26 protein-coding genes are annotated in these 26789 nt (G+C 60.4%); 11 read left to right on the forward strand and 15 right to left on the reverse strand.

Annotated features, from left to right (window positions below; genetic code table 11):
* Window positions 1–99 precede the first annotated feature (99 nt).
* Window positions 100–1998: an FTR1 family protein gene (locus AC1DIS_RS07120; protein ID WP_477743599.1), complete on the reverse strand. Its 1899-nt coding sequence runs from the start codon at window positions 1996–1998 to the stop codon at window positions 100–102.
* A gap of 153 nt (window positions 1999–2151) precedes the next feature.
* On the opposite strand from AC1DIS_RS07120, the gene AC1DIS_RS07125 reads away from it, so the two are divergent.
* The 5 genes from AC1DIS_RS07125 (at window position 2152) to AC1DIS_RS07145 (ending at window position 6911) form a co-directional block, all read left to right on the forward strand.
* Window positions 2152–3549, forward strand: coding sequence for a COG3014 family protein (locus AC1DIS_RS07125; protein WP_064621051.1), 1398 nt, complete (start codon window positions 2152–2154; stop codon window positions 3547–3549).
* Window positions 3550–3756: 207 nt separating this feature from the next.
* Window positions 3757–5151 carry a COG3014 family protein gene (locus tag AC1DIS_RS07130; RefSeq protein ID WP_064621052.1) on the forward strand — a complete coding sequence of 465 codons (1395 nt, stop codon included), beginning with the start codon at window positions 3757–3759 and terminating at the stop codon, window positions 5149–5151.
* A 15-nt stretch (window positions 5152–5166) separates the two neighbouring features.
* A complete protein-coding gene (locus AC1DIS_RS07135) occupies window positions 5167–5538 on the forward strand; it encodes a YcfL family putative periplasmic lipoprotein (RefSeq protein WP_064621053.1) in 372 nt (123 codons plus the stop codon).
* A gap of 38 nt (window positions 5539–5576) precedes the next feature.
* Window positions 5577–6164 carry a penicillin-binding protein activator LpoB gene (gene lpoB, locus AC1DIS_RS07140; protein WP_007941608.1) on the forward strand — a complete coding sequence of 196 codons (588 nt, stop codon included), beginning with the start codon at window positions 5577–5579 and terminating at the stop codon, window positions 6162–6164.
* A 3-nt stretch (window positions 6165–6167) separates the two neighbouring features.
* Window positions 6168–6911: a hypothetical protein gene (locus AC1DIS_RS07145; protein ID WP_018927554.1), complete on the forward strand. Its 744-nt coding sequence runs from the start codon at window positions 6168–6170 to the stop codon at window positions 6909–6911.
* A gap of 70 nt (window positions 6912–6981) precedes the next feature.
* Here AC1DIS_RS07145 and AC1DIS_RS07150 read toward each other — a convergent pair whose 3' ends face one another.
* The 3 genes from AC1DIS_RS07150 to AC1DIS_RS07160 form a co-directional block, all read right to left on the reverse strand.
* The gene (locus AC1DIS_RS07150) at window positions 6982–7614 is read right to left on the reverse strand and encodes a LysE family transporter (protein ID WP_018927553.1); all 633 of its coding nucleotides are present in this window, start codon (window positions 7612–7614) and stop codon (window positions 6982–6984) included.
* A 117-nt stretch (window positions 7615–7731) separates the two neighbouring features.
* On the reverse strand, window positions 7732–8322 hold the full coding sequence (locus tag AC1DIS_RS07155; protein WP_019650132.1) for a mechanosensitive ion channel family protein: 591 nt from the start codon (window positions 8320–8322) through the stop codon (window positions 7732–7734).
* Window positions 8322–10232, reverse strand: coding sequence for an ATP-binding cassette domain-containing protein (locus AC1DIS_RS07160; RefSeq protein WP_064621055.1), 1911 nt, complete (start codon window positions 10230–10232; stop codon window positions 8322–8324). Before AC1DIS_RS07160 ends, AC1DIS_RS07155 begins: the two co-directional genes overlap by 1 nt.
* A gap of 50 nt (window positions 10233–10282) precedes the next feature.
* Here AC1DIS_RS07160 and AC1DIS_RS07165 point away from each other — a divergent pair, with 50 nt between their 5' ends.
* Window positions 10283–10747, forward strand: coding sequence for a TIGR02444 family protein (locus AC1DIS_RS07165; protein WP_477748748.1), 465 nt, complete (start codon window positions 10283–10285; stop codon window positions 10745–10747).
* On the opposite strand, the gene AC1DIS_RS07170 is transcribed toward AC1DIS_RS07165, so the two are convergent.
* Complete coding sequence (locus tag AC1DIS_RS07170; protein WP_064621057.1) at window positions 10744–11907, reverse strand: AlgP family protein; 1164 nt, start codon at window positions 11905–11907, stop codon at window positions 10744–10746. The two genes, AC1DIS_RS07165 and AC1DIS_RS07170, sit on opposite strands and share 4 nt — an antisense overlap.
* A gap of 192 nt (window positions 11908–12099) precedes the next feature.
* Between AC1DIS_RS07170 and AC1DIS_RS07175 the strand changes: the two genes are divergently transcribed.
* A complete protein-coding gene (locus AC1DIS_RS07175; protein ID WP_018927548.1) occupies window positions 12100–12765 on the forward strand; it encodes an FKBP-type peptidyl-prolyl cis-trans isomerase in 666 nt (221 codons plus the stop codon).
* 61 nt (window positions 12766–12826) lie between these two features.
* Here AC1DIS_RS07175 and AC1DIS_RS07180 read toward each other — a convergent pair whose 3' ends face one another.
* The 7 genes from AC1DIS_RS07180 to AC1DIS_RS07210 all read right to left on the reverse strand — a co-directional run bounded on the left by AC1DIS_RS07180 (window position 12827) and on the right by AC1DIS_RS07210 (window position 19383).
* Window positions 12827–13297, reverse strand: a complete 471-nt coding sequence (locus AC1DIS_RS07180; protein ID WP_018927547.1) for an Rsd/AlgQ family anti-sigma factor — start codon at window positions 13295–13297, stop codon at window positions 12827–12829.
* Window positions 13298–13475: 178 nt separating this feature from the next.
* Entirely contained in the window at window positions 13476–14027 is a 552-nt protein-coding gene (locus tag AC1DIS_RS07185; RefSeq protein WP_018927546.1) for a disulfide bond formation protein B, read from the reverse strand.
* Between the two features lie 361 nt (window positions 14028–14388).
* On the reverse strand, window positions 14389–15627 hold the full coding sequence (locus AC1DIS_RS07190) for a heme biosynthesis HemY N-terminal domain-containing protein (RefSeq protein ID WP_477748747.1): 1239 nt from the start codon (window positions 15625–15627) through the stop codon (window positions 14389–14391).
* Window positions 15624–16778, reverse strand: a complete 1155-nt coding sequence (locus AC1DIS_RS07195; protein ID WP_018927544.1) for a uroporphyrinogen-III C-methyltransferase — start codon at window positions 16776–16778, stop codon at window positions 15624–15626. Before AC1DIS_RS07195 ends, AC1DIS_RS07190 begins: the two co-directional genes overlap by 4 nt.
* Before the next feature lie 16 nt (window positions 16779–16794).
* Window positions 16795–17562, reverse strand: coding sequence for a uroporphyrinogen-III synthase (locus AC1DIS_RS07200; RefSeq protein WP_018927543.1), 768 nt, complete (start codon window positions 17560–17562; stop codon window positions 16795–16797).
* Entirely contained in the window at window positions 17559–18500 is a 942-nt protein-coding gene (gene hemC, locus AC1DIS_RS07205) for a hydroxymethylbilane synthase (protein WP_018927542.1), read from the reverse strand. Before hemC ends, AC1DIS_RS07200 begins: the two co-directional genes overlap by 4 nt.
* Window positions 18501–18636: 136 nt before the next feature.
* Complete coding sequence (locus AC1DIS_RS07210) at window positions 18637–19383, reverse strand: LytR/AlgR family response regulator transcription factor (protein ID WP_086944358.1); 747 nt, start codon at window positions 19381–19383, stop codon at window positions 18637–18639.
* 462 nt (window positions 19384–19845) lie between these two features.
* On the opposite strand from AC1DIS_RS07210, the gene argH reads away from it, so the two are divergent.
* Window positions 19846–21240, forward strand: a complete 1395-nt coding sequence (gene argH, locus AC1DIS_RS07215; protein WP_018927540.1) for an argininosuccinate lyase — start codon at window positions 19846–19848, stop codon at window positions 21238–21240.
* A 107-nt stretch (window positions 21241–21347) separates the two neighbouring features.
* On the opposite strand, the gene AC1DIS_RS07220 is transcribed toward argH, so the two are convergent.
* Window positions 21348–22007: a glutathione S-transferase family protein gene (locus AC1DIS_RS07220; RefSeq protein WP_018927539.1), complete on the reverse strand. Its 660-nt coding sequence runs from the start codon at window positions 22005–22007 to the stop codon at window positions 21348–21350.
* 125 nt (window positions 22008–22132) lie between these two features.
* On the opposite strand from AC1DIS_RS07220, the gene AC1DIS_RS07225 reads away from it, so the two are divergent.
* From AC1DIS_RS07225 to AC1DIS_RS07235, 3 genes are all read left to right on the forward strand, one after another.
* Window positions 22133–22417, forward strand: coding sequence for a hypothetical protein (locus AC1DIS_RS07225; RefSeq protein WP_018927538.1), 285 nt, complete (start codon window positions 22133–22135; stop codon window positions 22415–22417).
* Between the two features lie 176 nt (window positions 22418–22593).
* On the forward strand, window positions 22594–22839 hold the full coding sequence (locus AC1DIS_RS07230) for a TIGR02647 family protein (RefSeq protein WP_007894898.1): 246 nt from the start codon (window positions 22594–22596) through the stop codon (window positions 22837–22839).
* 207 nt (window positions 22840–23046) lie between these two features.
* Window positions 23047–25893 carry a class I adenylate cyclase gene (locus AC1DIS_RS07235; protein ID WP_477780806.1) on the forward strand — a complete coding sequence of 949 codons (2847 nt, stop codon included), beginning with the start codon at window positions 23047–23049 and terminating at the stop codon, window positions 25891–25893.
* 5 nt (window positions 25894–25898) lie between these two features.
* Here AC1DIS_RS07235 and rnk read toward each other — a convergent pair whose 3' ends face one another.
* Both rnk and AC1DIS_RS07245 read right to left on the reverse strand, forming a co-directional pair.
* Window positions 25899–26309 carry a nucleoside diphosphate kinase regulator gene (gene rnk / locus AC1DIS_RS07240; RefSeq protein ID WP_007941285.1) on the reverse strand — a complete coding sequence of 137 codons (411 nt, stop codon included), beginning with the start codon at window positions 26307–26309 and terminating at the stop codon, window positions 25899–25901.
* Between the two features lie 259 nt (window positions 26310–26568).
* Window positions 26569–26787, reverse strand: coding sequence for a DUF1289 domain-containing protein (locus AC1DIS_RS07245; RefSeq protein WP_081625749.1), 219 nt, complete (start codon window positions 26785–26787; stop codon window positions 26569–26571).
* Between the last annotated feature and the right edge of the window lie 2 nt (window positions 26788–26789).

Below are 26789 nucleotides of genomic sequence, written 5' to 3' on the forward strand. Positions count from 1 at the left end.
CCTCTATTGAAAAGCATCGCGGGCAAGCCCGCTCCCATAAGGTTAGCGCTGAACCTGTGGGAGCGGGCTTGCCCGCGAATATGAGCGCAGCGAATGCTTTTAAGAAGCCGGCAACTGCCGCTTCTCGGCCATCCGGCTGCGACTGTACAGCACGATGATCGCAATGATCGCCACAGCCTGGGCACTCAGCGAATACGCGTCAGCGTGGATCCCCAACCAGTCGAAGTCAAAGAACGGTACCGGCCGCGTGCCGAAGACCCCGGCTTCCTGCAACGCCTTCACGCCATGGCCGGCAAACACCACCGACAACGCGCACAGCAATCCGGCATTGATGCCGAAGAACAGTGCCAGCGGCAGCTTTGCCGAGCCGCGCAGAATCACCCAGGCCAGACCGACCAGCATAACCAGCGCCGTCGCGCCGCCAGCCATTACGGCGTTATGCCCCGCAGGCCCCGCCTGCAACCACAAGGTTTCGTAAAACAGGATCACTTCGAACAGTTCGCGATACACCGAGAAGAACGCCAGGATCGCAAACCCGAAACGCCCACCGCCGCTCACCAGGCTGCTCTTGATGTAATCCTGCCAGGCCGCTGCGTGGCGACGGTCGTGCATCCATACACCGAGCCAGAGCACCATGACACTGGCAAACAGCGCAGTGGCCCCCTCCAGCAGCTCACGCTGGGCCCCGCTGACGTCAATCACATACGCCGCCACCGCCCAGGTCGCCAGCCCGGCCAACAGCGCCAGGCCCCAACCGATGTTGACGCTGCGCACCGCCGATTGCTGGCCGGTATTGCGCAGGAACGCGAGGACCGCCGCGAGCACCAGAATGGCTTCCAGACCTTCTCGCAACAGAATCAACAGACCGGAAATGTAGCTCAGCGACCAGCTCAAGCCATCGCTACCGAGCAGGCCAGCGGATTCTTTCAGCTTGGCCTTGGCCACTTCCAGACGTTGCTCGACCTGGGCCACTGGCAAGCCGTCCTGCAACGACTGACGGTAAGCCATCAGGGACTTTTCAGTGTCTTTGCGTACGTTGGCGTCGACGTTGTCCAGAGAGCTTTCAACCAGTTCGAAGCCTTCCAGGTACGCCGCCACCGACAGGTCGTAGGCCTGATCGTGCTCGCCAGCGCGATAGGCGGCGATACTCTTGTCCAGCGTGGCCGCCGTGTATTCAAGCAATTGTCCCGGGCCACGCTTGACCTGCGGCGGTTGCGCTCGTTGCGCGCGGAAGGTCGCGGCCGCTTGCGGACCTTCGACGGCCTGCACTTCGGCTGGCGTCTGACGCGCCAGGTCGGCGATGTTGTAGGTTTTTTCGGATTTTGCCGCGGCCGGATCGGCGCTGAAGCCGGCGATGTAGGTCGCCAGGTCCCAACGCTGACGATCATCCAGCTGATCGGCGAAGGCCGGCATGTCAGTACCTTCGACGCCCATACCCAGCGTGTTGTAAAGCGCGTAGAGGCTCAGACGGTCCAGTCGCGCGGCATCGCGCAGATTGGTCGGCGGTGGCGTCATGCCGACACCTGCCGGGCCGTCACCGATGCCCGTATCGCCATGGCACACCGAGCATTGCTGGGCATACAGCGGCGCGGCGCGGGTCGGGTCCGGGGTAATGACCGGAGCCTGGCTGACTTCATAGGTCACCGCCAGTTTTGCCCCCAGCTGCCGCGCCTGACGGGTGACGTCCGCGCCGTCCTTGCGAGCGGCGATCGCGGTGCGCAGACCGTTAACGCCCTGCTCCAGTTCGGCACGCTGGGGTTTGGCCGGCAAATCGGCGATCAACCCTTGCAGCTCCCCCAGGAATGTCTGCTGTTCGAGATACTCAGCCTCATCAATAACCTTGCCTCCCTCGACCGCCGTCGGGTAATCGGCGGCAATGTAATCGAGCAAATGCAGGGCCTTGGGCGCACCCTCCGCGGTTTCGGCCAGCGCATTGAAGCTGCAGAACGCGATCATCGGCAGCACGAGCCACGCCAGAAAACGAGAGGAGCCAGTCATGAATAAATCTCAAATGGAAATACGAAGTAACACATTGTTCACTTCCAATGAGTTTCGCTCAAGCTTTGTTGGTATTTCCCGTATAACGGCGTGTACATTGGGCGGCAAACTGCTATCTCCTCGCGGTATCCGATCAGGGAAGAATCATCGTCCATGCGCTCCTGCCTGTTGTTCTCTTTGCTGCTGAGTTTCGCCCTACAACTGAGTGGCTGTGCCGCGTACCGAAATTATGATCAGGAGATGCAACAGACCAATGACCAACTATTGGTGGGCAACCTCCAGGGTGCGTTGGACCTAGTGGAGCTGCACAATCCCTGGGAAGACAAGGATCTGCTCTATTACTTCGAGAAAGGCGCCATCCTTAGTGTCGCCAATGCGCTGCCGGAGAGCCAGAAAGCCTGGCGCAGCGCTGACCAGATGGTATTCCAGCGCGAAGAAGCGGTGCCCTCCGGGGCCATGAAACTGCTCACACGGTTTGGCAATGAAATGGGCACCATGCTGGTCAACGACAAACTGCGTCGCTACGAAGGTTACGATTACGAAAAAGTCATGCTGACCACGCAAATGGCCCTCAACCAATTGGCTGCGAATGACTTCGACGGCGCCCGCGCCGACATCAAGAAAACCCACGAACGCGAAGCACTGATTGCCCGCCAGCGCGAGCGGCAATACGAAGAGCTCGAAGAGCAGGCCAAGGCCCAGGGCATTTCGGTGCGTTACAAGGATCTGCAAGGCTACCCGGTGACCACCCTCGATGCGCCAGCCGTCATCGAATTGAAAAACGGCTATCAGAGTGCCTTCAGTCATTACCTGGCTGGCTTCACCTATGAAGCCCTCGGCGAACGCGATCTCGCCGCGCCGGGCTATCGCCAGGCAATTGAATTGCGCCCGAACCTGCCGTTTCTCGAGCAGGCGTTGCGCAATCTCGACAAACCGCCGGCAAAAGCCGATGAAAGTGATGTGTTAATCATTGTCCAAAGCGGCCTGGCACCGGCACGCAGCTCGGTGCGCGTGCCGATTCCGGTACGGCTCAACGAAAACCTGGTGATCGTTGCCCCGATTTCTTTCCCGGTGATGATCCCGGACACCATCACGCCAGCATTCGACCACATCATCGTCGATGGTCGAAAACGGCCGCTGACCGCACTCAACAGCGTCACCGACATGGCCTTGCGCACCTTGCGTGATGACATGCCCGCCATCATCTCGCGGGCCATGTTCCGCGCCAACATGGCGGCTATCGGCCAGGCTGAGGAAAACCAACGCAACCCGGCCAAAGCATCGCTGGTGGTCACGCGCGAAGACCCATTCGAGGAGGCCGACACCCGCACATGGCGTACCTTGCCGGACAAAACCCTGGTCGCGCGTCTGCGGCTGAAAAAAGGTGAACACCTGTTCAGCGCGCCGAACGCGCCCGGCACCCCGCCGGTAACCCTGCGCATCGACCGCGACTTTCAAGTCATCAACCTGCGCACAATAAACACCGTGGCATTCGTCGTCGGAAAGACTTATGTGCAAACCTCGCCAGCGCCGGTATCAGGCCAGAAATAAGTAATGGCACGTTGTGAAAACATACAATTAAAAAGCCATTACATAGCCAGCATCCCTGTTTATAATGCCGCGCCGTCGTTCTCGCGATACGGCATTTAAGCTCCTCTTTTTATGAGGAATTGGCAGGGCGCCAGTCTCCCTGCCGATGGGTCCCAACAGCCCGACCAGCACGCGCGGCTGCTTATACTCAGGGAAGAAGTACCCCCTATGGCCTCTCGCGCCCTTACCTCGATCGCGCTCAGCGCTGTCACCTTGCTCTCCGGCTGTTCGGCTTTTCGCAACTACGATTCCGAACTGGCACAAACCAACCAGCAACTGGCTGCCGGCAACGTCGACGGCGCCTTGACCTTGTTGGAAAAGAACAACACCGGCGCCGACAAAGACCTGCTCTATTACTTCGAGAAGGGTGAACTGCTGCGCGCCAAGGGCGACTTGTCCGGCAGCCAGAATGCCTGGAGYAGCGCCGATCAGGTGGTGGGCAAGTGGGAAGACTCGGTCAAGCTCGACACCGAAAAGTACCTGGCTCAGTTCGGCAGCTTCCTGGTCAATGACAAAGTCCGTCGCTACGAAGGCTACGACTACGAGAAAGTCATGCTGACCACGCAGATGGCCCTCAACCTGCTGGCGGTGAACGACTTCGACGGCGCGCGCACCGCGATCAAGAAAACTCACGAACGTGAAGCGGTGATCGCCGACCTGCGCGACAAGGAATACCTCAAGAGCGAAGAGCAGGCCGAGAAGGAAGGCGTCAAAACCCAGTACAAGGATCTCCAGGGTTATCCGGTGGCCAGCCTCGACGCGCCAGAAGTGGTCAGCCTGAAAAACAGCTACCAGAGTGCGTTCAGCCATTACCTGGCCGGTTTCGTCTATGAAGCCCTGGGCGAGAAAGACCTGGCTGCACCGGGCTATCGCAAGGCCGCCGAATTGCGCCCGAACACCCCGCTGCTGGAACAGGCGCTGGTGAATCTCGACAAACCCGCCAAGGACGAGGACAGCGACATCCTGATCGTCGTGCAAAGCGGCCTGGCGCCGTCCCGCGACTCGATCCGCATTCCGTTGCCATTGCCGATCAGCAACCAGGTGGTGATCACACCGCTGTCGTTCCCGGTCATCAAGCCGGACACCTCGACCGCTCCCTTCGCCCAGATCGGCGTAGACGGTCAGCAGGTGAACCTGACGCAACTCAACAGCACCACCGCCATGTCCCGCCGCGCGCTGCGTGATGACATGCCGGGCATCATCCTGCGCACCACCGTCCGTGCCGTGACCAAAGGCGTGGCTCAGAAGAAGATCAACGAATCCAACCCACTGGCGGGTCTTGCGGTCGGGATCTCTTCAGCGGTGCTCGAAGGTGCCGATACCCGTACATGGCGTACCCTGCCAGACACCACTCAAGTCGTGCGTCTACGCTTGAAGAAAGGCGAGCACCAAGTCACCCTGCCGAGCGCCGTGGGCGGTTCGGTGGTCAAGATCACTGTGGATCAGCGCTATCAGGTCATCAGCCTGCGCGCCGTGGGCAATCAGGTATTCGCCAGCGGCCAGGCCGCTCATGTGATCCCGAGCGCCAACCCGACCACCGTGGCCAGCCTCAAACAACCTTAAGAACGGAGTCTTTGCATGCGCTTCAAACTCATCACTGTCGTCGCCCTGGCCTTGCTGGCCGGCTGCGCCACCCCGCCACCACCGGAGCCAGGCAGCGCTGCCAGCAAGGTCGTGGCCATGGGCAAGCTCAAGAACATCGTGGTCGGCGCCATGCGCGTGGCGCGGGAAAACGGCTTTATGACGGTCAACGTACAGCTGAGCAACACCAGCTACAACAACAAGACCTTCTACTACCGCTTTGCCTGGCTCGGCCCTGAAGGCTTCCCGGTTGCCGAAGAGGAAACCTGGAAAAGCCAGATGATGTACGGCGAGCAGACCAGTTTCATCCAGGCCATTGCGCCAACCGCCAAAGCCGTGGATTTCCGTCTCGAAATCAAAACGCCTTAAGCCCGACACCTATTCGTTCAGTTCTAGAGAGCATTCCCATGTTTGCACGCTTTTCGTTCATCGCCGTCATCGCCCTCTTGGCCAGCGGTTGCGCCAACACTTCGCCGACGCTGGGCAGCAAAAACATCAGCTACGGCGACACCAAAGCGGTTGAAACCGTGACCAACGAGTTCGGCTCCACCGACCTGCAGATGATCGCCGAATCCATGACCCGCTCCCTGGCCCAGTCCGGCATCCTGCAAGGCCGTCCGGTGGTTCAGGTCTACGACGTGAAGAACAAGACCAGCGAGTACATCGATACCCGCGAAATCACTACCAGCATCAAGACCCAGCTGATGAAGTCCGGCGTCGCCCGTTTCGCCAGCGACAACACCGCAATGCAGAGCCAGGTCGACCAGCTCAAGCTGCAAAACCAGAGCGGCCTGTACAAGAAGAGCACCGTGGCCAAGACCGGCAACATGATTGCCGCCCAATACCGTCTTGAAGGTTCGATCAGCTCGATCGTCAAGCGCAGCAGCGACTACAAGGACGTCTTCTACAAATTCAGCCTGCAATTGATCGACGTTGAAAGCGGTCTGGCCGAGTGGATGGACGAAAAAGAGATCCGCAAAACCACGGAGCGTTAATCGATGCGCACATGGATTGGCATGATGGCCCTGGCTTGCGCATTCAGCGTGCAAGCGGCCCCGAAAGTTGCAGTAGCGGATCTGGCGTACCAGGAGCGCGTGGAGCAATACGTCCACACTGTTTCGGCACAGAGTAACCATAGCCAGAGCTATTACGGCGCCAGTGGTTCATCCAGTTACGAAGAGTACGAAGCCACCAACAGCTACATCGAGCAAGGCGAGTTGCGCAAATTCACCGGCGACATCAAGGGCGAGATCCTGCGCACCGGGATGTTCCAGTTGGTGCAGGGCACGCCTTACACGGCATCGTCCAAAGGCGACGTGTATGACGTGATCAAGCGCATCAAGGCCGGTAGCTTCAAGGGTGCCGACTATGTGCTGTTCGGCACCGTGTCAGACATCGACTTCACCCGCGACATGAATGAGCTGGCCAACACCGACAGTTACTCGGCGGTGCTGGCGTTGACGCTGGTGGCGGACTTCAGCCTGATCAACACCAAGACCTTCGAGATCACCTCGGCCTTCACGGCGATGGGCGAAGGTCAGGACACCAAACTGGTGAATGGCCGGGACATCCGGGTTTCCCTGAACCGCCCACGGGTGGTGCGTGACGTGTCCAAGGCGTTGGGTGAAGACGTGGCTTCACAACTGAGCCAACAGCTCGGTGGTGGCGGTTACGAGCAGCCGGGGCAGGCACCGCTGCGTAATAACCTGCCACGAGATACGGCGCCGGTGATTCTGCACTGATCTCAGACTGGCCACTCTGTAGTAATGAAAAAGGCGACCTCGATAGGTCGCCTTTTTTGTGCCTGAAGCTTTATGTCGCTGCTTTGCGCAAAGTCGCCATGAATGCCGCCGCGCCGATGAACAGCCCGGCAAAAGTGCGGTTCATGCGTTTCTGCTGCCTGGGCGTGCGCAACAAACGCAGGACCTTGGCCGCCAGCCCGGTGTAGCCGGCCATGACGATCAGGTCGACACAGATCATGGTCACGCCGAGGATCAGGTACTGGGCCACCAGCGGCGCGTGGGGATCGATGAATTGCGGCAGCACCGCGAGCATGAACACCAAAGCCTTGGGGTTGCTGACGTTCACTAGAAAACCGCGGAACACCAGCGCCATCGGCTTGCCGATCTGCCGAATGGCAGCGTCGTCGCTCATCTCATTGGGCAGCGCGCGCCATTGCTTGACCGCGAGGTAGACCAAGTAAGCCACGCCGAACCATTTGATCGCATAAAAGGCAGTGGCGGAGGCCGCGAGGATCGCACCGACACCGGCAGCGACAATCGCAATTTGCAACGCCAGGCCCAGTTGCAGACCCAGGGCGTTCCAGTAACCGCGCCAGAAACCGTAGCGCAGGCCGCTGGACATCGACGCAATGGCGCCGGCACCGGGGGAAAGACTGATTACCCAGCAGGCGGCAAAAAATGCCAGCCATGTTTGAAGCAGCATTGCACACCTCGACTCAGACTCGTGACAAACGTCTAAGCTAATGCGCCTTACGACCAATGACTACCGATTTTTTGCAGGACAGAGTGACTGCCGACCAGCGTTGACGGCGGTAGCGTCCTATCGAGCCTGCTTTTCGAACCCGTTTGAAGGAAATACATCAGTACCGCGCCAGCGTCGAACCGAGCGCTGGAAGAACAGGCTGTTGGGCACTTGCACCATGGCACTGCCGGTACCGAGCTCTTCGGCTTCGATCAGCGTGGTGTAGAGCAGATTGATCGCCACCACCCGGCCCTTGACGCCCGGCTTGTCGGTGGTGTCCACCAACTCGACCACATCGCCGATTCGGAATGGGCCGACGGTGAAGATCAGGATCGCGCACAACAGATTGGACAGCACGCTCCACATGGCGAAAAACGCCACGGCAGCCACCGCCACGAAGCCGGACAACGCGGTCCAGAGCACCGTGGCCGACACCCCAAGACGCTCCAGCACGAAGATCAGCGCGCTACCCATGATCAGCCAACGCAAACCACCGCGCAGCGGCATCAAGAACTGCGGCGGGAACGGGTAACGCTCGCCCAGGCGAGTCAGGCCTTTAGCGACGACGCGCTGAGCGACATAGCCGGCCAGCAGGATCAGCAGGATTTGCACGACCAGCCAGAGCGGCTCGACCCACATCGCCGGCAACGGCAGCTTGAAGGCCTCCATCAAGACAGCGCCTCCAGCTCCGCCTGCATGCTTTCGAGCAATTCGAGCGCTTCCATCCAGGCTTCTTCCAGCTCGGCTTCACGCACCTTCAGCCGGGCCTGCTCGGCCAGCAGATCACGCAATTCGTTCTTGCGTGCCGGCTCGTAAATATCGCTGTCGCCGAGGCTGGCGTCGATCTTCGCCAGTTTCTCGTGCAGCTTGCCCAACTCGGCTTCGAGCTTGTCGGCCTCGCGCTTGTGCGGTGCCAGTTGCTGACGCAACGCGGCGGCGGCCTGGCGCTGGGCTTTCTTGTCGGTCTTGTCCGGGTTGACCGGGGTATTGCTGACCGGCACGTTGCGCTGACGGTACTCCACCAGCCAACGGGTGTAGTCTTCCAGGTCGCCGTCGAACTCCTCGACCTTGCCGTCTGCCACCAGATAAAAATTGTCGGTGGTGCTTTTAAGCAAATGACGATCGTGGGAGACCACCAGAACCGCGCCACTGAATTCCTGCAACGCCATGGTCAGCGCCAGGCGCATTTCCAGGTCCAGGTGGTTGGTCGGTTCGTCGAGCAGCAACAGGTTCGGTCGGCCCCAGGCGATCAGCGCCAGGGCCAGTCGCGCCTTTTCGCCACCGGAGAAATTCAACACCGGCTCATCGATACGTGCACCCCGGAAGTCGAAACCACCGAGGAAGTCACGCAGGGTCTGCTCACGTTCGGTTGGCGCCAGGCGCTGCAAGTGCAGCAACGGGCTGGCCTTGGAATCGAGGGAATCCAGTTGATGCTGGGCGAAGTAACCGACCACGGTGTTCTCGCCCCGGGTCAGTCGGCCCGCCAATGGCTCGAGCTCACCGGAGAGGTTCTTGATCAGGGTCGATTTACCGGCACCGTTGGGGCCGAGCAAACCGATCCGCGCGCCAGGGGTCAGTTGCAGCTTGACCTTCTCCAGCACGGTTTTTTCGCCATAACCCAAGCGAGCGTCCGATAGATCGATCAGCGGGCTGGAGATTTTCTGCGATTCGCGAAAGACGAAATCGAACGGCGAATCGACGTGCGCGGCGGACAGCTCTTCCATCCGCTCCAGCGCCTTGATCCGGCTCTGGGCCTGACGGGCCTTGGTGGCCTGGGCCTTGAAGCGGGCAATGTAGCTTTCCATGTGCGCACGTTGCGCCTGTTGCTTCTCGTACGCCTGCTGTTGCTGTGCCAGACGTTCGGCACGGGCCCGTTCAAACGCGGTGTAACCGCCGCGATACAGGGTGATCTTGCGTTGATCTACGTGAGCTACGTGATCGACCACGGCATCGAGGAAGTCCCGGTCGTGGGAAATCAGCAATAAAGTGCCGGGGTAGCTTTTGAGCCACTCTTCGAGCCAGATGATGGCGTCGAGGTCCAAGTGGTTGGTCGGTTCGTCGAGCAGCAACAGGTCCGAGGGGCACATCAAAGCCTGCGCCAGATTCAGACGCATCCGCCAGCCACCGGAGAAATCTCCTACTTGCCGGTCCATTTGCTCGTTGGTGAACCCAAGGCCCGCCAATAGCTTGCGAGCCCGGGCATCGGCGGTGTACCCATCGGCGCTGTCGAGCTCCGAGTGCAGGCGGGCCTGAGCGGCACCGTCATGGGCCGCTTCGGCCGCCGCCAGGTCGCGTTGCACCTGACGCAGGCGCAGGTCGCCATCGAGCACGTAGTCGACCGCCAGGCGCTCGAGGGTGTCGACCTCCTGGCGCATGTGGGCGATGCGCCAGTCGGCCGGCAGGAAGCAGTCACCCGAGTCCGGGTGCAGCTCGCCCCGAAGCAAGGCGAACAGGCTCGATTTGCCGGCGCCGTTGGCACCGATGAGGCCGGCTTTGTGGCCGGCGTGCAGGGTCAGCTCGGCGTCTTCTAGCAGACGTTGCGGGCCACGCTGTAAAGTCAGGTTCTGAAGTCGAATCATAATGGCGGCGGAGTCTACCAGCTTCGCTCGCAACTGGCGCGAGTAGCACTATGTCCTCTGACCTGTGGAGCTTTTCCCTCGACACTTACGCCCGTCCCGGCGTTGAACACGCCTGCCTGCAATTGCAGGCAGCGGGTGTGAATGTGTGCCTGCTGCTCTGTGGATTGTGGCTGGGGCAATGTGGAGTCGCCTGCAACGAACAACGCCTGCAGCTGCTACGCGATATAGCCGGGCCTTGGGACGTGGATGTCGTGCAACCGTTACGCACCTTGCGCCAGCAATGGAAAGCCGCTGCCAGCGAGGATGCCGGTCTGGATGATTTGCGCGAACAAGTGAAGACACTGGAGATGGAAGCCGAAAGGCATTTGCTGTTGCGACTGGAGCGTTTGGCGCAGAGTTGGCCGCAGTGTGAAGCGACCGATCTAACGGCCTGGCTGGAAGGTATGGCAGCAGGCGCCGCCAACCTGAGCCACGACGCGCTGCATCAGCTGCGCGTCGCGGTAACCGGCACTTAGGAAGCGCTGGTTGGGGTAGTGCTGGTGCTCGACGATGCCGCTGGCGCAGGCGAAGCTGTCGAGGTAGTGGCTACCGGAGCCGGCGAAGCCGATGCAGCCGGGGCCGGGGTTACTGGCTTGGCGACAGGTGCGGCAGTCGGCTTTGCAGCAACGACTGGCTTTTTCACGGCCGGTTTTGCTGCTGGCTTGGCGGCAGGTTTTGCAGCCGGTTTGGCAGCGGCAGGTTTGGCTGCTGGTTTCGCTACAGCTGGTTTGGCGGCAGTGGCTGGCTTGGCAGCGACGGCAGGTTTCGCAGCAGCAGTTTTGGCAGCCGGTTTAGCGGCGGGTTTGGCTGCAGTTTTTGCAGCAGGTTTCGCCGCCGGTTTTGCAGCAGGCTTGGCTGCAGCGGTTTTAGCCGCGACAGGTTTGGCGGCAGTTTTGGCTGCTGGTTTTGCAGCAGGTTTAGCGGCCGGTTTTGCAGCTGCAGTTTTCGCCACGGCGGGTTTGGCAGCCGTGGTTTTGGCAGCGGGTTTAGCGGCAGCTGTTTTGGCAGCGACTGGCTTAGCGGCAGGTTTGGCAGCTGTCGTTTTAGCTGCTGGTTTCGCAGCGCTGGCAGCGACTGGTTTTTTCGCCGCAGGTTTTGCGGCTGGTTTCGCTGCAGCTTTTACCGGTGCTTTGGCGGCGGTTTTTTTAACAGGAGCCGCAGCAGGCTTGGCCGGTGCTTTTGCAGCAACCGGTTTGGCAGCGGCTTTCTTCGCAGGTGCCGCGGCTGGCTTGGCCGAACGCAGGGACAACGCCTTGCCGACAGCCTCTTGGACACGACCGACACCCTGGGCCAGTTTCAGGCTTTCTTGAGCGTCGCGTTTGAGTTGCAGGATGTAGCTGCGAGTTTCGGACTGACGAGCCTTGAGGGCGTCAAGCAGGTCCTCAAGTTCTTTCACCGCATCTTTGGCCTTGGCTTGTGCCTTGGCTTTGCCGGCCGCCGCAGCGTCCTGCAATTTGGTGCGGGATTTATGCAGTTTTTCCTGCGCTTTTCCGCGCTGCTTTTCCAGTTTGGCGAGCAGTTTTTCAGCATCAGCCAAGGCTTGGGAACAAGCGTTTTCCAAGTGCTCGAGCAGGCTGCCCGAGAGTTGTTGGAGTAAGTGCAACGGAGTATTTACTGGCTTCTTGGTGGCCGACATGGTTTACCTCCTGGCTGACGTGAATGCGGCTCATACTAGACCTCTGCTGCAACCGCCGCTAGGGCATGTTGACAGTATCGAAAGCGCTGCGTTGCAACGAAGTAAAAATGTTCTGCGCTTACGCAAAACCAGTTCACCTTCGAGAGCATTCACACTGGCATAATCCTGCGCATCTCAGGTCGGAGAGTGCCTATGTCGCGCTACCTTTTTTTATCGCTGTGCATGTTTTTTTCCGTGGTCCAGGCCGCCGAAAAAACCACCACAAATGACGCTCACGATCTCGCTTACAGCTTGGGTGCGAGCCTTGGCGAACGCTTGCGCCAGGAGGTTCCGGACCTGCAACTTCAGGCACTGCTCGAAGGTTTGCAGCAAGCCTACCAAGGTAAGCCGCTAGCGCTGAAAGACGAGCAGATCGAACAGATTCTTGCCGAGCACGAAGCCCAGGTCGCCGAGCAACCCGCCGTCGCGCAAAGCGAAGTTGCCCTCGAAAAAGAGCGGCGCTTTCTCGATGAGGAAAAAACCAAACCTGGCGTCCGTCAATTGGCAGATGGAGTATTGCTGACCGAGCTGGCTCCCGGAACTGGCGCGAAGGCAGGACCGAACGGCAAAGTCCAGGTGCTGTATATCGGTCGTCTACCTGATGGCACCGTGTTCGATCAGAACAGTCAGCCGCAGTGGTTCAGTCTTGATAGCGTGATCAGCGGCTGGCGTAGCGCGCTGCAAAATATGCCGGTCGGCGCAAAATGGCGCCTGGTAATTCCATCGGCGCAAGCCTATGGCGCCGACGGTGCCGGCGACTTGATCGCGCCGTTCACGCCGCTGGTATTCGAAGTCGAATTGCGTGGTGCTACAAGCTGAATGCCGGAAACGAAAAACGGTGCGCATTGCGCACCGTTTTCAGTGTCTAGCCGGGAAGGGTTCAGGCCTGAACCGAACTCTCTTCCTTGTGGGCGGTGTGCAGCACTTCGATCAGGCAATCTTCCAGTTCGAAGCGTTCACGCAGTTGGCTGCCCAGCTTTTCCAGCGCTTCGGCGAAACGCTCGGTGTCGTTGCAGTCACCCTTGTGACAATGATCATTGAACGACAGCGCCATCTCGGTGCTCACGTCGATACGCGGGTTGATCTGCTCCGCCAGTTCAAGGCCGCCATCGTCGCCAAAGGCCTTGGCCTCATTGACCAGATGCTCACTCACTTCGAAGTGCCAGGCAGAAACGTAATCGACAAGAATCTCGCAGAACCGACCGTTCAAGGACTTGTCGGCGAAAGCCGGTTTGGCATTTCGCAAGTCGTGGAACGACTTTACCAACTCTTCACGCTCTTGTAGCCAGCGGTCAATGAGCTTATGAACCCCACCCCAGCGTTCCTGAGCATTCTGACAACTATCTAACATGGCGATCTCTCTTCCCTAATGGGTCATGCCGTTCTACGCCTGACCAAGACTCGGCACATCCGGTCTTGGTCAGGCAGAACAGCAACGAGCAACATAATTCCAATGATACGTGCGGGCCAGATTATGCCCGCGCGCCTATGGCTTCAAGGTACGCAGGAGATAAAGTTCATACAAGTGTTTAATCGCCCGTCAATACCCGGTGCGACGACTCGCCGCTGAGCGGTCGCTGACAGGCGATCCAGACAAGGCGCAGCAATTGATACCCGCCCAGAATCATCATCGCAACGAAGAACAACAGGCTCCATTCCGGGATACTCAGGTCGAACAGCGTCCAGGAAATTTCCGCGCAGTCGTCGGTTCCCTTGAACAACCGTTGCAAGGCACACAACCAGGGCGTACTGGCAAACAGATCAGTCAGGTTGGGCGAGCATGCCGAGAGCTGATGCACCGGATCACTCTGCAACACAACCTGCCGCCACGCCGTGACGGTACCCGCCACACTGCATAGCAGACCCAGTAACCAATACAGGAATGATCCGAAGCGACCAGGCCCCTGCACCGAAGCCATCAGGCAGACACCCGTGAGCAGCGCCAGGCAAACCCGTTGCAACAGGCACAACCCGCAAGGCTTGAGGCCGACCGCATATTCCAGGTAATAGGAAACGCCCAAGGCCAGGGCACCTGCAATGAAAACCATGAAAAACAAGGAGCGTGAGCAGGCCAAAGACATGGCTTTTCCGTAACTGTAGAGACAAGCGGTTACGGTAGAGGAAAGCGCAGCAGCCTTTCAAGGCAGGCCAGCACGGACACTTCACCAGAAGTGTAGGGAATTCCCGACAGAGTCGAGAGGATAAGATGTAGTCCGCTGTAGGACTTTGCCAGACCAGGACCACAACTCAAAAACAGTGGCAGACTCGGAGCGGTTGGATTGCCCTGACGAACGACTCCCCCTGTAGCAGCTGGCGCAGCCGGCGTTCGGCTGCGCAGCAGTCGTAGTCGGTTTAACACGACTCACCTGATCCGACTGCGGCGCCTGATTTACGACTGCTGCGCAGCCGAACGCAGCCTTCAGCAGCGGCTACAGGCCGGCATCAAGCATGAGCCGGCACCGGCAGCGGAGCCGACAGCAAGCGCTCGTCCAGCAGGCCCAAGCCCTCCTGGAACAACTGATTACTGCGTTCAGTGTCACCCAATTGCGCCAGCAACCGCGCCAGTTCGGCGCAGGCTTCAGGATTACGCTGTAGACGCAGACTGTTTTCCAGATAATCCCGGGCCTTGCCCCACAGACTGCTTTGCAGACACAAACGGCCCAACGTCAGCAACAGGCTCGGGTCGGCCGGATGATCCTTGAGCCAACCTTCAGCGGTGTGCAGCTGTCTGGCCGGATCGCTACCGCGAACCAGACCGTACAGGCGTGCCAGATGACTGTCGTATTTGCGCTTGAGAGCCATACGCAGAACCTCTTCGGCCTCGACCTGCGCTCCCAGTTGCCGCAGTTGCTCGGCATAGGCGAGCACCAGTTGCGGTTCCTGCCGCTGAGCGGCGGTGAGCTGCTGCCAGGCACGAGCGAGCGATTGCAAACCGACCGTTCCGTCCTCTTCCCGGTGCGCCGCCAACGAAAGATTCTCACCCCAGGCGCGTTGCTCCAGTTCAGCCAGCTCGGCTGGCGGCAGCACCTTGTCCTTGCGTAACTCCGGCAGCAAGCGAATCACTGCCGACCAGTCGCCCCGCTGCTGATGCAGGCGTTGCAACTGGCGCAGGGTCTGGACGTTATGAGGATGACGCTCGTGCATGGCTTGCAGGGTGACCAGGGCGCCGTCGGTGTCGCCGCGGTCGGTCTGCAATTGGGCATGACTCAAGGCAATCGCCAGCTCGGCCTGGGGCTGTCGCTCCAAAGCGCGCTCCAGCAAGTTATCGCTTTCCTGGTAGAGACCTTGTTCGTTCGCGGCGCGGGCAGCACCCAGGTAGTAGAGCAGCGGCTGACGTTCGGCTTCTGCCGCGCGATACAGGTGACGCTGCGCACTGGCCCAGCGGCCCTCGGCCAAATCCAGCTGGCCGTGCTCGATCGCCACTTGCACCCGTCGACTGCGATTGCGCCGCGACCAAGGGTTGACCACCCCACCGGAAGTTGTCACCAGTTCGACCAGCGCCTTGATGCCCCAGAACACCAGCCACAGCACGGCCACCAAGGCCAGGGTTGCCCACAGGCTCGATTCGTAACGGAAGCTCTTGTAGGCGATCAGCACGTAGCCGGAATGCTCGGCAATCGCCAGCCCCAACGCGGCGGCGGCAGCGATGACCACGAACACGATCACATAGAGACGCTTCATGGTGTGGCCTCCTGCGCAGTGCTCGCGGCAGGTTTGCCAAGAGGTTTCACTGAGTCCTCGGCGTTGACGTTGCGTCGCTCAAGGTAAGCCTGGACGGCGCTCAACGTGCCTGTCAGATCCGGCGTGACCACCGTGACTGGCTGTTTGCTCAACTCGGCCACCTGCTCCAGCATGATCTTGCTCTGAGGGTTGTCCGGATTGAAGTTACCCTTGAGCACGTCCCGCGCCTCGGTCAGCGCCTGAGTGTAAACCGCAGCCTGACCGTTGAGCGCGGCCCACTGCGCCTGTTCCAGCGCCAGGCTCAAGGCCAGACGCACCTGGCTCAGGCTCTGCCCTGCCAGCAATGGACGGACATTCTTGTCGGCGTTGAAATCGATTCGGATGTAACGCGAGATCTGATCCCACCATTGCGCCCAGCGACTGGCGCCGTCGCCATCGGCCGTCAGGCCCAGCAGGGATTCGCCACGGTCCTTGTACTCGGGCGCCAGTTCGGTGAGGCTGATCACTTGATCGCGCAAGGCACCCAGTCGCAGGAACAACCCGGTGCGATCCGGCTGTTCGGTACTGCGCAGGGCCACCAGGGTTTTGGCCACTTGCTCGCGAGCGGCAAAAGCCCCCGGGTCATTCTGTTCACGGAGTATCTCATCAGCCCCCTGCACCAGGGCCTGGGCACTGCTGATGTCCTGCAACGCCGACAGACGCAGGCTGGCCAGTCGCAGCAAATGCTCAGCCTCGGCCAGACGCCAATCCTTGCGACTGGCACCGAGGACGGTTTCCAGGCGTTGATTCAAACGCTGTTGATCGCCCTGAAGTTGAGTGACCAAGCGACTGCGCGCATCGAGCTCTTCGGCGGCAGGCATTTGTTCGAGGCGAGCGGTCAGACGCTGCTCGTTGAGCTTCAGGCTCTGCGCCTGATCGTTCAACGCCTGTACCTGACTCAACTGTTGCAGGTTATCGGCTTGCAGGTGACGCACCTGCCAGACTCCCCAACCGCCCACGGCAACACCGGCAGCGCCCAACAGCAGCGCGACGATTGCCAGCCCATTGCCTCGGCGCGGCTCAGTAGCAGGTGGCCCGGTTACAACCGGTGCTTCTACCGGCGCATCGAGCACCGGCTGGACGTCATCTTTAGGCAAGGCTGTTTTGCTCACGTATCCATCCTTTGCATTAGAAAACGGGTACGGGGTGCTCCCGTAACGCCGTCAGCAAGGCCGCGGCACTGGCGCCACGACAATCCACAACTGTTTGGGCCCCGGCGGCGCGTGCCAGCTCGGCGACCCTGGGGCTTGGAACAAACAACGGCAACCGCGCCATGATCGGCCAGGCATCGCCAGCCAATCGGTGCAGGTGCTCAAAACCCTGTCCACTGCTGACCACCAGCCCGTTCAAGCGTTCCGCCTCGATCCGCTCAGGCAGCGCTGCCGGTGGGTACTGCGGTAAGCCGCGTCGGTACAACTCCAGATACTCGACACTAGCACCAAGCTCGCGCAAACGCTCAGCCAGCAACTCGCGCCCACCCTCCCCACGCACGATCAACACCCGAGGATCGGGACGGGCGATAGCCTCGCGCAATCGTGGAAGTTCAAGCAAGGCTTCGCTGTCATCACCGTCGGCCGGGAAACTCACATCCAGCCCGTTAGCCTCGAGGATCTGCGCCGTTGCCGCGCCGACGCTGAACCACGTCAGAACCGGCGGTTGCGGCCAATGCTGGTGGAGCAGCTCGACAGCGATTCTGGCGGCCGGCTTACTGACCACGATCACCGCGCAATAGTGATCCAGGTCCTGAATCACTGCGCGCATTGTGGCAGAGGCCGGCATCGGCTCGATGTCCAAAAGCGGCAAGCTGCTACTGAAAACCCCCGCGTCAGCCAACACGCAGGCAAGCGCCGCCGATTCATCCGCAGGGCGCGTCAGCAGCAGGCGCCAGCCAGTCACTCGTGCCCAGCCTCGCCGTAGACTGCTTTGAGAATGGCGTCGGCGCCCTGACTCAGCAGGTCTTCGGCCACTTGCACGCCCAGGGCCTCGGCCTCGCTGCGCGGCGCTCGGGCCTCGGCGCAGAGCAACAGGCCGCCGTTCGGATCGCCCACCAAGCCACGCAACCAGATCTGCTCGCCTTCAAGCACGGCGTAGCAGGCGATCGGCACCTGGCAGCCGCCATTCAGATGTTTGTTGAGGGCACGTTCAGCGGTCACGCGGATGGCCGTATCCTGGTGATGCAGCGGCGCGAGCAGTGCATGAATCTCAGTGTCGGCGCTACGGCACTCGATACCGACCGCGCCCTGGCCTCCGGCCGGCAGGCTGTCATCGACACTGATGGCCGAGGTGATGCGGTGTTCGAAGCCCAAACGAATCAAACCCGCCGCGGCGAGGATGATGGCGTCGTATTCGCCGGCATCGAGCTTGGCCAGGCGCGTGTTGACGTTGCCACGCAGGAAGCGGATTTCCAGATCCGGGCGACGGGTCAGCAACTGAGCCTGGCGGCGCAGGCTGGAGGTGCCGACGATGCTGCCTGGTGGCAACTCATCCAGGCTGGCGAAGGTATTGGAGACAAATGCATCGCGCGGGTCTTCGCGCTCGCAGATGCAGAACAGACCGAGGCCTTCGGGGAAGTCCATCGGCACGTCCTTCATGGAGTGCACGGCGATGTCAGCTTCGTTTTCCAGCAGCGCGGTTTCCAGCTCCTTGACGAACAGGCCCTTGCCGCCGATTTTCGACAGGGGCGAATCGAGCAGCTTGTCGCCGCGACTGACCATGGGCACCAGTGTCACGAGCAGGCCCGGATGGGCCTGTTCCAGACGAGCCTTGACGTATTCGGCCTGCCACAGGGCTAGAGCACTTTTGCGGGTGGCGATGCGGATTTCGCGAGAGGACATGGATCAATCCGTACTGAATAGATACGGCAGATAATAACAGCTCAGCCAAATCCACTTTGACTTGTATCAGAAACTGCATGGCCTCCCTGGCCCTCAAGGTCCGAAAACAGGGTAGAAATCCGCCCTGAATGGCGGATTAAAGCTGCTGCATCATTTTGCGCACGCCGGCCACATGGCGTCGGCTGACGATCAGGGCGTCGCCGTTCAGGCCTTTGAGAAACAGCTGGAAATGCCCCAGGGGGGTGCGTTGCAGCCGTTCAATGCGTTCGCGGGCGACCAGTGCGTTGCGGTGGATCCGCACGAAACGGTCGCCGAATTCGTCTTCGAGGGCCTTGAGTGGCTCATCCAGCAGCACTTCGCCACCTTCATGGCGCAAGGTCACGTACTTGTGGTCGGCAATAAAGTAGACCACCTGGCCCAACGGGATCAGTTCAATACCTTTACGGGTGCGGGCGCTGATATGGCTGCGTGGGCCGCTGCCGGTTTCGGCGGCGGGACGAGTCAAGGCGGCGAGCTGGATGCGATTGGGGCGTTCGGCTTTTTTCAATGCTTCATGTAACTGTTCTGTGCGCACTGGCTTCACCAGATAGCCCACGGCGCTAGCCTGTAGGGCTTCCACGGCAAATTCATCGGGCCCCGTGCAAAACACCACGGCGGGCGGGGTTTCGCGTTCGCACAATCGTGCCGCCACTTGCAGGCCATCGAGGCCCGGCATGCGAATATCGAGCAGTACGATATCCGGCTTGTGGCTGTCGATCAGTGCCAACGCCTCTTCGCCATTCGTGGCGCTGGGCTCCAGGACGTTGTATCCCTCGAGTTCGCCGACCATTCGGCTCAGGCGCTCGCGGGCCAGGGGTTCGTCATCAACGATCAGGACATTCATATTGCGCTGGATTCCTGCGTGAGTCTCGCACAAAGATAGCGTAGACAGGTGAAGTGACGTCCGTCACCGCGATCCACGCTAAGACTAGCGCGAGGGCCAAAAAGTGCCGCAAGACCGGCGGCTAAATTTTCATCTGCCGGGTGACTGACGGCCCAGGCCCGCGTTGGCGAGGCATCGCCATAAGGTTTGCTGATACACAATATGAACACCCCTCTTCTCTCTATAGTCAGCTGCAGCATCGAGAAGTGCGCTGATCCTACTGTCCAACTGTAGACGGTTGCCGCGACGATATTGCTCAAATGAGAAATATCGTTGCGCAATTTGCGCATCGCTGGCTTCGAGTATGGATCGCCCCATGAGAAAAAAACGTATCGACCAGTGTCAGCGACAGGATTGGCAACCCTGTTATTATCCGCGTCAGCGTTCCACGCCATCTTTCTTCAAGCCGATACGAGCGAATTCATGAGCACTGACAAGACCAATCAGTCCTGGGGCGGCCGCTTCAGTGAACCCGTCGACGCCTTCGTTGCCCGCTTCACCGCCTCCGTCACCTTCGACCAGCGCCTGTATCGCCACGACATCATGGGCTCGATCGCCCACGCCACGATGCTGGCCAAGGTCGGCGTGCTGACCGATGCCGAGCGCGACAGCATCATCGATGGCCTGAAGACCATCCAGGGTGAAATCGAGGCCGGCCAGTTCGACTGGCGCATCGACCTCGAAGACGTGCACATGAACATCGAGGCGCGCCTGACCGACCGCATCGGCGTGACCGGTAAAAAGCTGCACACCGGCCGTAGCCGCAACGACCAGGTCGCCACCGACATTCGTCTGTGGCTGCGTGACGAGATCGACCTGATCCTGGCCGAGATCACCCGCCTGCAAAAAGGCTTGCTGGAGCAGGCCGAGCGCGAAGCCGGCAGCATCATGCCAGGCTTCACCCACCTGCAAACCGCGCAGCCGGTGACTTTCGGGCACCACATGCTGGCCTGGTTCGAAATGCTCAGCCGCGACTACGAGCGCCTGGTGGACTGCCGCAAGCGTACCAACCGCATGCCGCTGGGCAGTGCTGCGCTGGCTGGCACCACTTACCCGATCGACCGCGAGTACACCGCGAAGTTGCTGGGCTTCGACGCTGTTGGCGGCAACTCCCTGGACAACGTGTCCGATCGCGACTTCGCCATCGAGTTCTGCTCGGCCGCGAGCATCGCGATGATGCACTTGTCGCGGTTCTCCGAAGAGCTCGTGCTGTGGACCAGTGCACAGTTCCAGTTCATCGATCTGCCGGACCGTTTCTGCACCGGTAGCTCGATCATGCCGCAAAAGAAAAACCCGGACGTGCCGGAGCTGGTTCGCGGCAAGACTGGCCGGGTATTTGGCGCGCTGATGGGCCTGCTGACCCTGATGAAAGGCCAGCCCCTGGCCTACAACAAGGACAACCAGGAAGACAAGGAACCGCTGTTCGACGCCGCCGATACCCTGCGCGACTCGCTGCGAGCCTTCGCCGACATGATCCCGGCGATCAAGCCCAAGCACGCGATGATGCGCGAAGCGGCCCTGCGCGGTTTCTCGACCGCCACCGACCTGGCCGACTACCTGGTACGTCGCGGCTTGCCGTTCCGTGATTGCCACGAGATCGTTGGCCACGCGGTGAAGTACGGCGTAGACAGCGGCAAGGACCTGGCGGAAATGAGCCTGGAAGAACTGCGCAAGTTCAGCGACCAGATCGAGCAGGACGTGTTTGCCGTGCTGACCCTGGAAGGTTCGGTGAATGCCCGTGACCATATCGGCGGAACCGCGCCGGCACAGGTCAGGGCTGCCGTGGCTCGCGGTCAGGCACTACTCGCCAGCCGTTAAAAGCTTCGCGGGCAAGTCGGATCGCCGCACCGCTCGCGCCTACAGGGGACCGTACCCCTCAGGCGCGAGACTTGCCCGCAAAGGCATTCTCAAGATCGTTACACAATCTATTTCTTCGACGCGATCATCTCCAGAAACGCGGGCATTGCTGCGCCCTTGTCTGCCGCAATTCGCTGCACGTTCGGATTCTGCCCCAGACGCTCCAGCAGCGCCCTGGCCGCCGGCATCTCAGCCAGCAGATCAATATCGAACAGCTTCTGCGCCACGGCACAAGCCATCGGCACGCTGTACAGGAAATACAAATCCGCAATGCTGAGACGGTCGCCCGCCACGTAAGGGGCGAACTTGCCGTGCCGGCCCAGTGAGGCGAACCCCAGCAGCAACTCGGCCTTGGTCTTGTCCTTGATCGCTTCCGGCACTGACATGCCGAAAAACGCTTCGGGGTAGCAGGCGCGCGCCGGCAGTTCGATGTACAACTCGATTTCCTTGGCCAAAGCCAGCGCCTGCGCTCGCTCGAAGGGCTCGCTCGGCAGCAGCGGTGTGCCTTTCTGGCTCTGCTCGAGATACTCGAGAATTATGCTGGTTTCGTTGACGAAACCTTGCTCGACGCCCAGTACCGGAACCTTGCCGCGCGGGCTGATGGCCAGCGCCTCGGGGCTGGTGCCTGGGTAAAACGGTACTTCCTCAAACGGCAGTCCCTTCTCCAGCAACGCCAGCTTGACCATGTTGTAGTAGTTGCTGACGCAAAATCCATAAAGCTTGAGCATTACATAGCCTCCAGGCCGTGCAGGGGGTTGGCAGCGCCAGTTATAGAACGCCCAGGCACTTCTTGCCAGCAGCATCACAATGCTGAATGCAGGTAAACTGGCCGCCTTTCCTTGAGGAGCCTGCCATGAGCGAGCCAAACGACATCGACAACGACGAAGAAGAATTCGCCGAAACGACGCTGATCGAAGCAATCGAAAACCAGATCGAAAGCGACAACCCGCCAGCGGCCAAGGCAACCTTCAACAAGCTGACCCTGGTGGGTTACGAGCGTGAAGAAATCCTCAACCTGATGGCCCATGTGCTGGCCTACGAGATCGACGCCATGCTCGATGAGGACCGTGCATTCGACACCGAATGGTATGAAACGGCGCTGCGCGCACTGCCAGAGTTGCCGCCGGAAAAGCAATAACCCCGCCCCCCTGTAGGAGCGCGCTCGCTCCTACAGAAACCACCCCCGCTGTCCGTACCACCTTCCGAGGAATGCCTCTGGGGGAGAAAAACCCTGTTGCCAGCACTGGACATGCCTCACCGACGGGTTCACCTTAGGGACGCTATCGTCTAATTCCTAGAAAGTCTGGAGTCCTTATGTCGCTTACCCCTGAGTTGGTTGCCGAACTGGAAATCCTCGCACTCTTCAACCTGGACAGTTCCCAGGAAGGTTTGAAAATTCATCAGACCGCTGCCCCGAAAGCCATTGCCGCCGCACAAAGACTGTTCGACAAAGAATTGATCACCCAGCCCGATGGCGGTTATCTGACCAGCCTGGGGCGTGACGCCGCACAAAACGTGCAAACCGTTCTCACCATTCTGTCCGTGCGGGAAACAGCCTGAGCATCACTGCGTAGCCCACGGAAAGCTCTGTCACGGGATTTCCGCGGGCACACTTGATGACTGGCCCTGTTACCTGCCGTCGCCAAACGATAGAAATCTGACGCCAGGAAAACAAAATCAGCTTAAAAGTCCCGGGGCCGAGGCGCTAAACTGCCCCTCACCCTGAGCCCTCCTGCGTCCGAGCCCCGCGAGCCGGATTGAGCTGACATGACCCGCACCCATGAAATCCGCCCCGATCTGGACGAGGGAATCGATCGCAAGGTTCTCAGCCAGCTGCGCGCCCGTTTCCTGAAGCTCAACGAGGGTCGCATGGCCCGTGCGATGGAAGGGTTGTCGACCCGCCAGCAAACGGTGCTGACCCTGCTGCCGCTGTTTTTCCACGTCAATCATCCGCTATTGCCGGGTTACGTTTCGGGTAGCACCCCGGCCGGCCTGTCGAATTACGAACCCGATACCAACACCCTCGCCGAAGCCCAACGCCTGACCCGCTCGTTTTCCTACAAACCGCGCCACGGCAGCAATCCGCCGCGCCCCATTCACGGCCTGTTCCTGATGGGCAGCCTCGGCACTCTGGCCCAGGCCGATCAGAGCGACATGGACGTGTGGGTCTGTCATGGGCCGGACCTGAGCGAAAGCGAGCTCGCTGAACTGCGCAAGAAATGCCAGTTGCTGGAAGTCTGGGCCGCCAGCCAGGGCGCCGAGGCGCACTTTTTCCTGATCGACCCGGCCCGCTTCGTGCTCGGCGAGCGCGATACGCAGTTGAGCTCGGAAGACTGTGGCACCACCCAGCACTATCTGCTGCTGGACGAGTTCTATCGAACCGCGATCTGGCTGGCCGGACGCACCCCCATCTGGTGGCTGGTGCCGGTTTACGAAGAGGCCGCGTACAACCGTTACACCCACACGCTGCTTTCCAAGCGTTTCATCCGTGCCGACGAAACCCTGGACCTGGGGCATCTGGCGTACATCCCTCCCGGGGAGTTCATCGGGGCCGGGCTCTGGCAGCTGTTCAAAGGCATCGAATCGCCCTACAAATCAGTGCTCAAACTGCTGCTGACCGAGGTCTACGCCAGTGAACACCCGAAAGTCCACTGCCTGAGCCTGCGTTTCAAACAGGCGGTGTTTGCCAATCGACTGGACCTCGATGAACTGGACCCGTACATGGTGGTTTACCGGCGCATCGAGGAATACCTCACGGCTCGGGGCGAACCGGAGCGGCTCGAACTGGTACGTCGTGCGCTGTACCTGAAGGTCAATCGCAAGCTCACCGGCAGCAGCGGTCGCACCCAGAGCTGGCAGCGTTCGCTGCTCGAACGTCTGGCCCACGAATGGCATTGGGATCAGCGTCAGTTGGCGTTGCTCGACAGCCGCAGCCAGTGGAAAGTCCGCCAGGTCAGCGCCGAGCGCCGTGCCTTGGTCGGCGAACTGAATTACAGCTACCGCTTCCTGACACAGTTTGCCCGTAACGAGCAGACCGTCAGCCTGATCAACAAGCGCGACCTCAATGTGCTGGGCCGGCGGTTGTACGCGGCCTTCGAGCGCAAGGCCGACAAGGTCGAATGCATCAACCCGGGCATCGCCCCCGATCTGGCCGAAGACACCCTGACGCTGGTGCAAGCCCCGAACAAGAGAGAGCCGGGGCAAACCCAATGGGGTTTGTACAACGGCAGCCTGACCGCTCACGAGTGGGAGCATTTTGCGCCGATCAAGCGCAGCCGCCAGTTACTCGAGCTGCTCACCTGGTGCCACCGTAACGGCGTGATCGACAGCAGCACCCGCCTGGCCCTGCACCCCGGCACCAGCGACTTGAGCGAATTCGAACTGTTCAACCTGCTCGGCAGCCTGCAACAAAGCATCGCCCTGCCTCTGACTACCGTCGCCGAAGAGCCTTTGCTGCGCGCCAGCGTGCCGAGCGAAATACTGATTCTGGTGAACGTCRGCGTTGATCCGCTCAAGCACCATCGCGACATGAACATCTTGATGACCACCGAGCGCACCGACTCCCTGAGCTACGCCGGCGTGCGGGAAAATCTGGTGCTGACCCTGGATCAGGTCACGCTAAACAGCTGGAACGAGGTGCTGGTCAGCCGCTTTGACGGCCCCCACGCCCTGCTCGACTGCCTGCGCGATTACCTCAACAACCTGCCGGACGGGCCACAGCAGCCCAAGCTGCGGGTCCGTTGCTTCTGCCACAACCGCGCGCAATTCATTGCCCGACGGGTCGAAGAAGTTCTCGACACCGCGCAAAACCTGCTGCTGAGCAAACTCAATCATCGTTACCTGATTCAGGTCCAGCAGCATTACCACGTGCTGGAGCTGGTGCCCGGCCAGGTCAATCACGTTGCGCTCGCCACGCTGCCGGCACTGTTTGACTACCTCGGCGAAGAGCTGGCGAGCTACAGCCCGCTGCATCTGGACCCGATGGCACTGGAAGACCACGACCTGGCGCTGATCCTGCCCATGGGGCAACCCGACTGCGTTCAGGTGTTCTACCGGATCAACGAACACCAGGCCGATCTGTACGTACTGGATGAGTTCAATGCCTTGTGGCAACAACGCTTGCCCTATCACGACGAACAAAGCCTGCTGGTGCCGCTGCAACGTTTCCTGCAATCGATCCAGTACCGGCGCGACGCCTTGCTACCGATGGACGCCGCCCAGCCGCTGAGCCTGGAGACTTTGTATTACCAGTTATTGCCTTCAGGCTCCGCACGGGCGCGTCGGGTCGAAGCCCGACCGGCGCCGCAAACCCCGGTCAACAAACCGTTCTATGACGTGCAGGCGATCGTCGGCAAAGCCGCACCAGGACAGGTGCAAGTAACGCTGTATTGCAATCAGCGGGAATTTTCAGAGCTGGAACATGGCGACCAACTGTTCAGCGTGGTCGCCCGGGAAATCGTCGAGCAGCGCCGCGAGACCGAACGCTATCGCTGCTACATCACCGACCTGGACCTGTCGGGCCTGCTCGGTGATGGTCAGAGTTCAAGCAATCTGTATTTGCGCTACAAGGCCGACCTGGAGCGCGCATTGAACGAGGCGCTCGAGCAGGTCTGAGGGGTTCATTCCGGGAACGCGCCGCCATTGGCAGGCTGCGATTCAACTTCCAGCAGGGTCAGTTTGAGGGTCTTGCCACCCGGTGCCGGCCAGTCGATGTGCTGGCCAACCTTCAGGCCGAGCAACGCACTGCCCACCGGCGCCAGAATGGAAATCCTGCCTTCGTCGGCGTTGGCATCCTTGGGGTAGACCAGGGTCAGGTGGTAGTCCTTGCCACTGCTTTCTTCGCGGCAATGCACTTTAGAATTCATGGTCACGACATCGGCCGGCACCTCTTCGTGACCGACCAGGGTATCGGCGCGATCCAGTTCGGTTTGCAGCGCGATAACGCCCGGCAGCGAGTCATCCAGGCTGTCGATCAGGCGCTCCAGACGTTGCACGTCCAGACGGGTAAGGGTGATGGAAGGTGCGGTCATGATCAGGGCAGACTCCTTTCTTCTGCACGAAAAAAGCAAAACCCCGCCAGAAAAAGGCGGGGTTTTCACGAGCCTCGATGGGTTGAGGCGTATCTGGACACTATCACAGCTCAATAAATAAACAAGCCGGGGGCGACCACGGCCCAGCGCTGACCATTGTGGCGAGGGAGATTGCTCCCGCTGGGGCGCGGAGCGGCCCTAAAAACCTTGCGGCTGCTTCGCACCCGAGCGGGAGCAAGCTCCCTCGCCACAAAAGCCCTTAAGCCAAGATCTTGCGTTGTACAGCCTGCGCACAAATCACCCGCCGCCGCTCATCATCGGCCGAGCGCCATTCGCGGATATCTTCGACATGCCGAAAACACCCCAGGCAAACCTTCTGCTCATCCAGCCGGCACACACCGCTGCACGGCGAAGGCACTGCCGGGCTGACGTTGCTATAGAGCGGTTTGGGCGGGCGAACGGGCGCAGGCTGGGTCACGA

It is taken from the genome of Pseudomonas sp. 05N433, from assembly GCF_056396925.1.

Bases quoted from the DNA above. Each gene is read 5' to 3' on its own strand.
- AC1DIS_RS07150 (WP_018927553.1), bottom strand. From the start codon at position 7,614: ATGCTGCTTCAAACATGGCTGGCATTTTTTGCCGCCTGCTGGGTAATC.
- AC1DIS_RS07175 (WP_018927548.1), top strand. From the start codon at position 12,100: ATGTCGCGCTACCTTTTTTTATCGCTGTGCATGTTTTTTTCCGTGGTC.
- AC1DIS_RS07190 (WP_477748747.1), bottom strand. From the start codon at position 15,627: ATGAAGCGTCTCTATGTGATCGTGTTCGTGGTCATCGCTGCCGCCGCC.
- AC1DIS_RS07210 (WP_086944358.1), bottom strand. From the start codon at position 19,383: ATGAATGTCCTGATCGTTGATGACGAACCCCTGGCCCGCGAGCGCCTG.
- AC1DIS_RS07185 (WP_018927546.1), bottom strand. From the start codon at position 14,027: ATGTCTTTGGCCTGCTCACGCTCCTTGTTTTTCATGGTTTTCATTGCA.
- rnk (WP_007941285.1), bottom strand. From the start codon at position 26,309: ATGACCGCACCTTCCATCACCCTTACCCGTCTGGACGTGCAACGTCTG.
- AC1DIS_RS07145 (WP_018927554.1), top strand. From the start codon at position 6,168: ATGCGCACATGGATTGGCATGATGGCCCTGGCTTGCGCATTCAGCGTG.
- AC1DIS_RS07125 (WP_064621051.1), top strand. From the start codon at position 2,152: ATGCGCTCCTGCCTGTTGTTCTCTTTGCTGCTGAGTTTCGCCCTACAA.
- lpoB (WP_007941608.1), top strand. From the start codon at position 5,577: ATGTTTGCACGCTTTTCGTTCATCGCCGTCATCGCCCTCTTGGCCAGC.
- AC1DIS_RS07170 (WP_064621057.1), bottom strand. From the start codon at position 11,907: ATGTCGGCCACCAAGAAGCCAGTAAATACTCCGTTGCACTTACTCCAA.
- AC1DIS_RS07225 (WP_018927538.1), top strand. From the start codon at position 22,133: ATGAGCGAGCCAAACGACATCGACAACGACGAAGAAGAATTCGCCGAA.
- hemC (WP_018927542.1), bottom strand. From the start codon at position 18,500: ATGTCCTCTCGCGAAATCCGCATCGCCACCCGCAAAAGTGCTCTAGCC.
- AC1DIS_RS07220 (WP_018927539.1), bottom strand. From the start codon at position 22,007: ATGCTCAAGCTTTATGGATTTTGCGTCAGCAACTACTACAACATGGTC.
- argH (WP_018927540.1), top strand. From the start codon at position 19,846: ATGAGCACTGACAAGACCAATCAGTCCTGGGGCGGCCGCTTCAGTGAA.
- AC1DIS_RS07180 (WP_018927547.1), bottom strand. From the start codon at position 13,297: ATGTTAGATAGTTGTCAGAATGCTCAGGAACGCTGGGGTGGGGTTCAT.
- AC1DIS_RS07230 (WP_007894898.1), top strand. From the start codon at position 22,594: ATGTCGCTTACCCCTGAGTTGGTTGCCGAACTGGAAATCCTCGCACTC.
- AC1DIS_RS07135 (WP_064621053.1), top strand. From the start codon at position 5,167: ATGCGCTTCAAACTCATCACTGTCGTCGCCCTGGCCTTGCTGGCCGGC.
- AC1DIS_RS07120 (WP_477743599.1), bottom strand. From the start codon at position 1,998: ATGACTGGCTCCTCTCGTTTTCTGGCGTGGCTCGTGCTGCCGATGATC.
- AC1DIS_RS07160 (WP_064621055.1), bottom strand. From the start codon at position 10,232: ATGATTCGACTTCAGAACCTGACTTTACAGCGTGGCCCGCAACGTCTG.
- AC1DIS_RS07155 (WP_019650132.1), bottom strand. From the start codon at position 8,322: ATGGAGGCCTTCAAGCTGCCGTTGCCGGCGATGTGGGTCGAGCCGCTC.
- AC1DIS_RS07165 (WP_477748748.1), top strand. From the start codon at position 10,283: ATGTCCTCTGACCTGTGGAGCTTTTCCCTCGACACTTACGCCCGTCCC.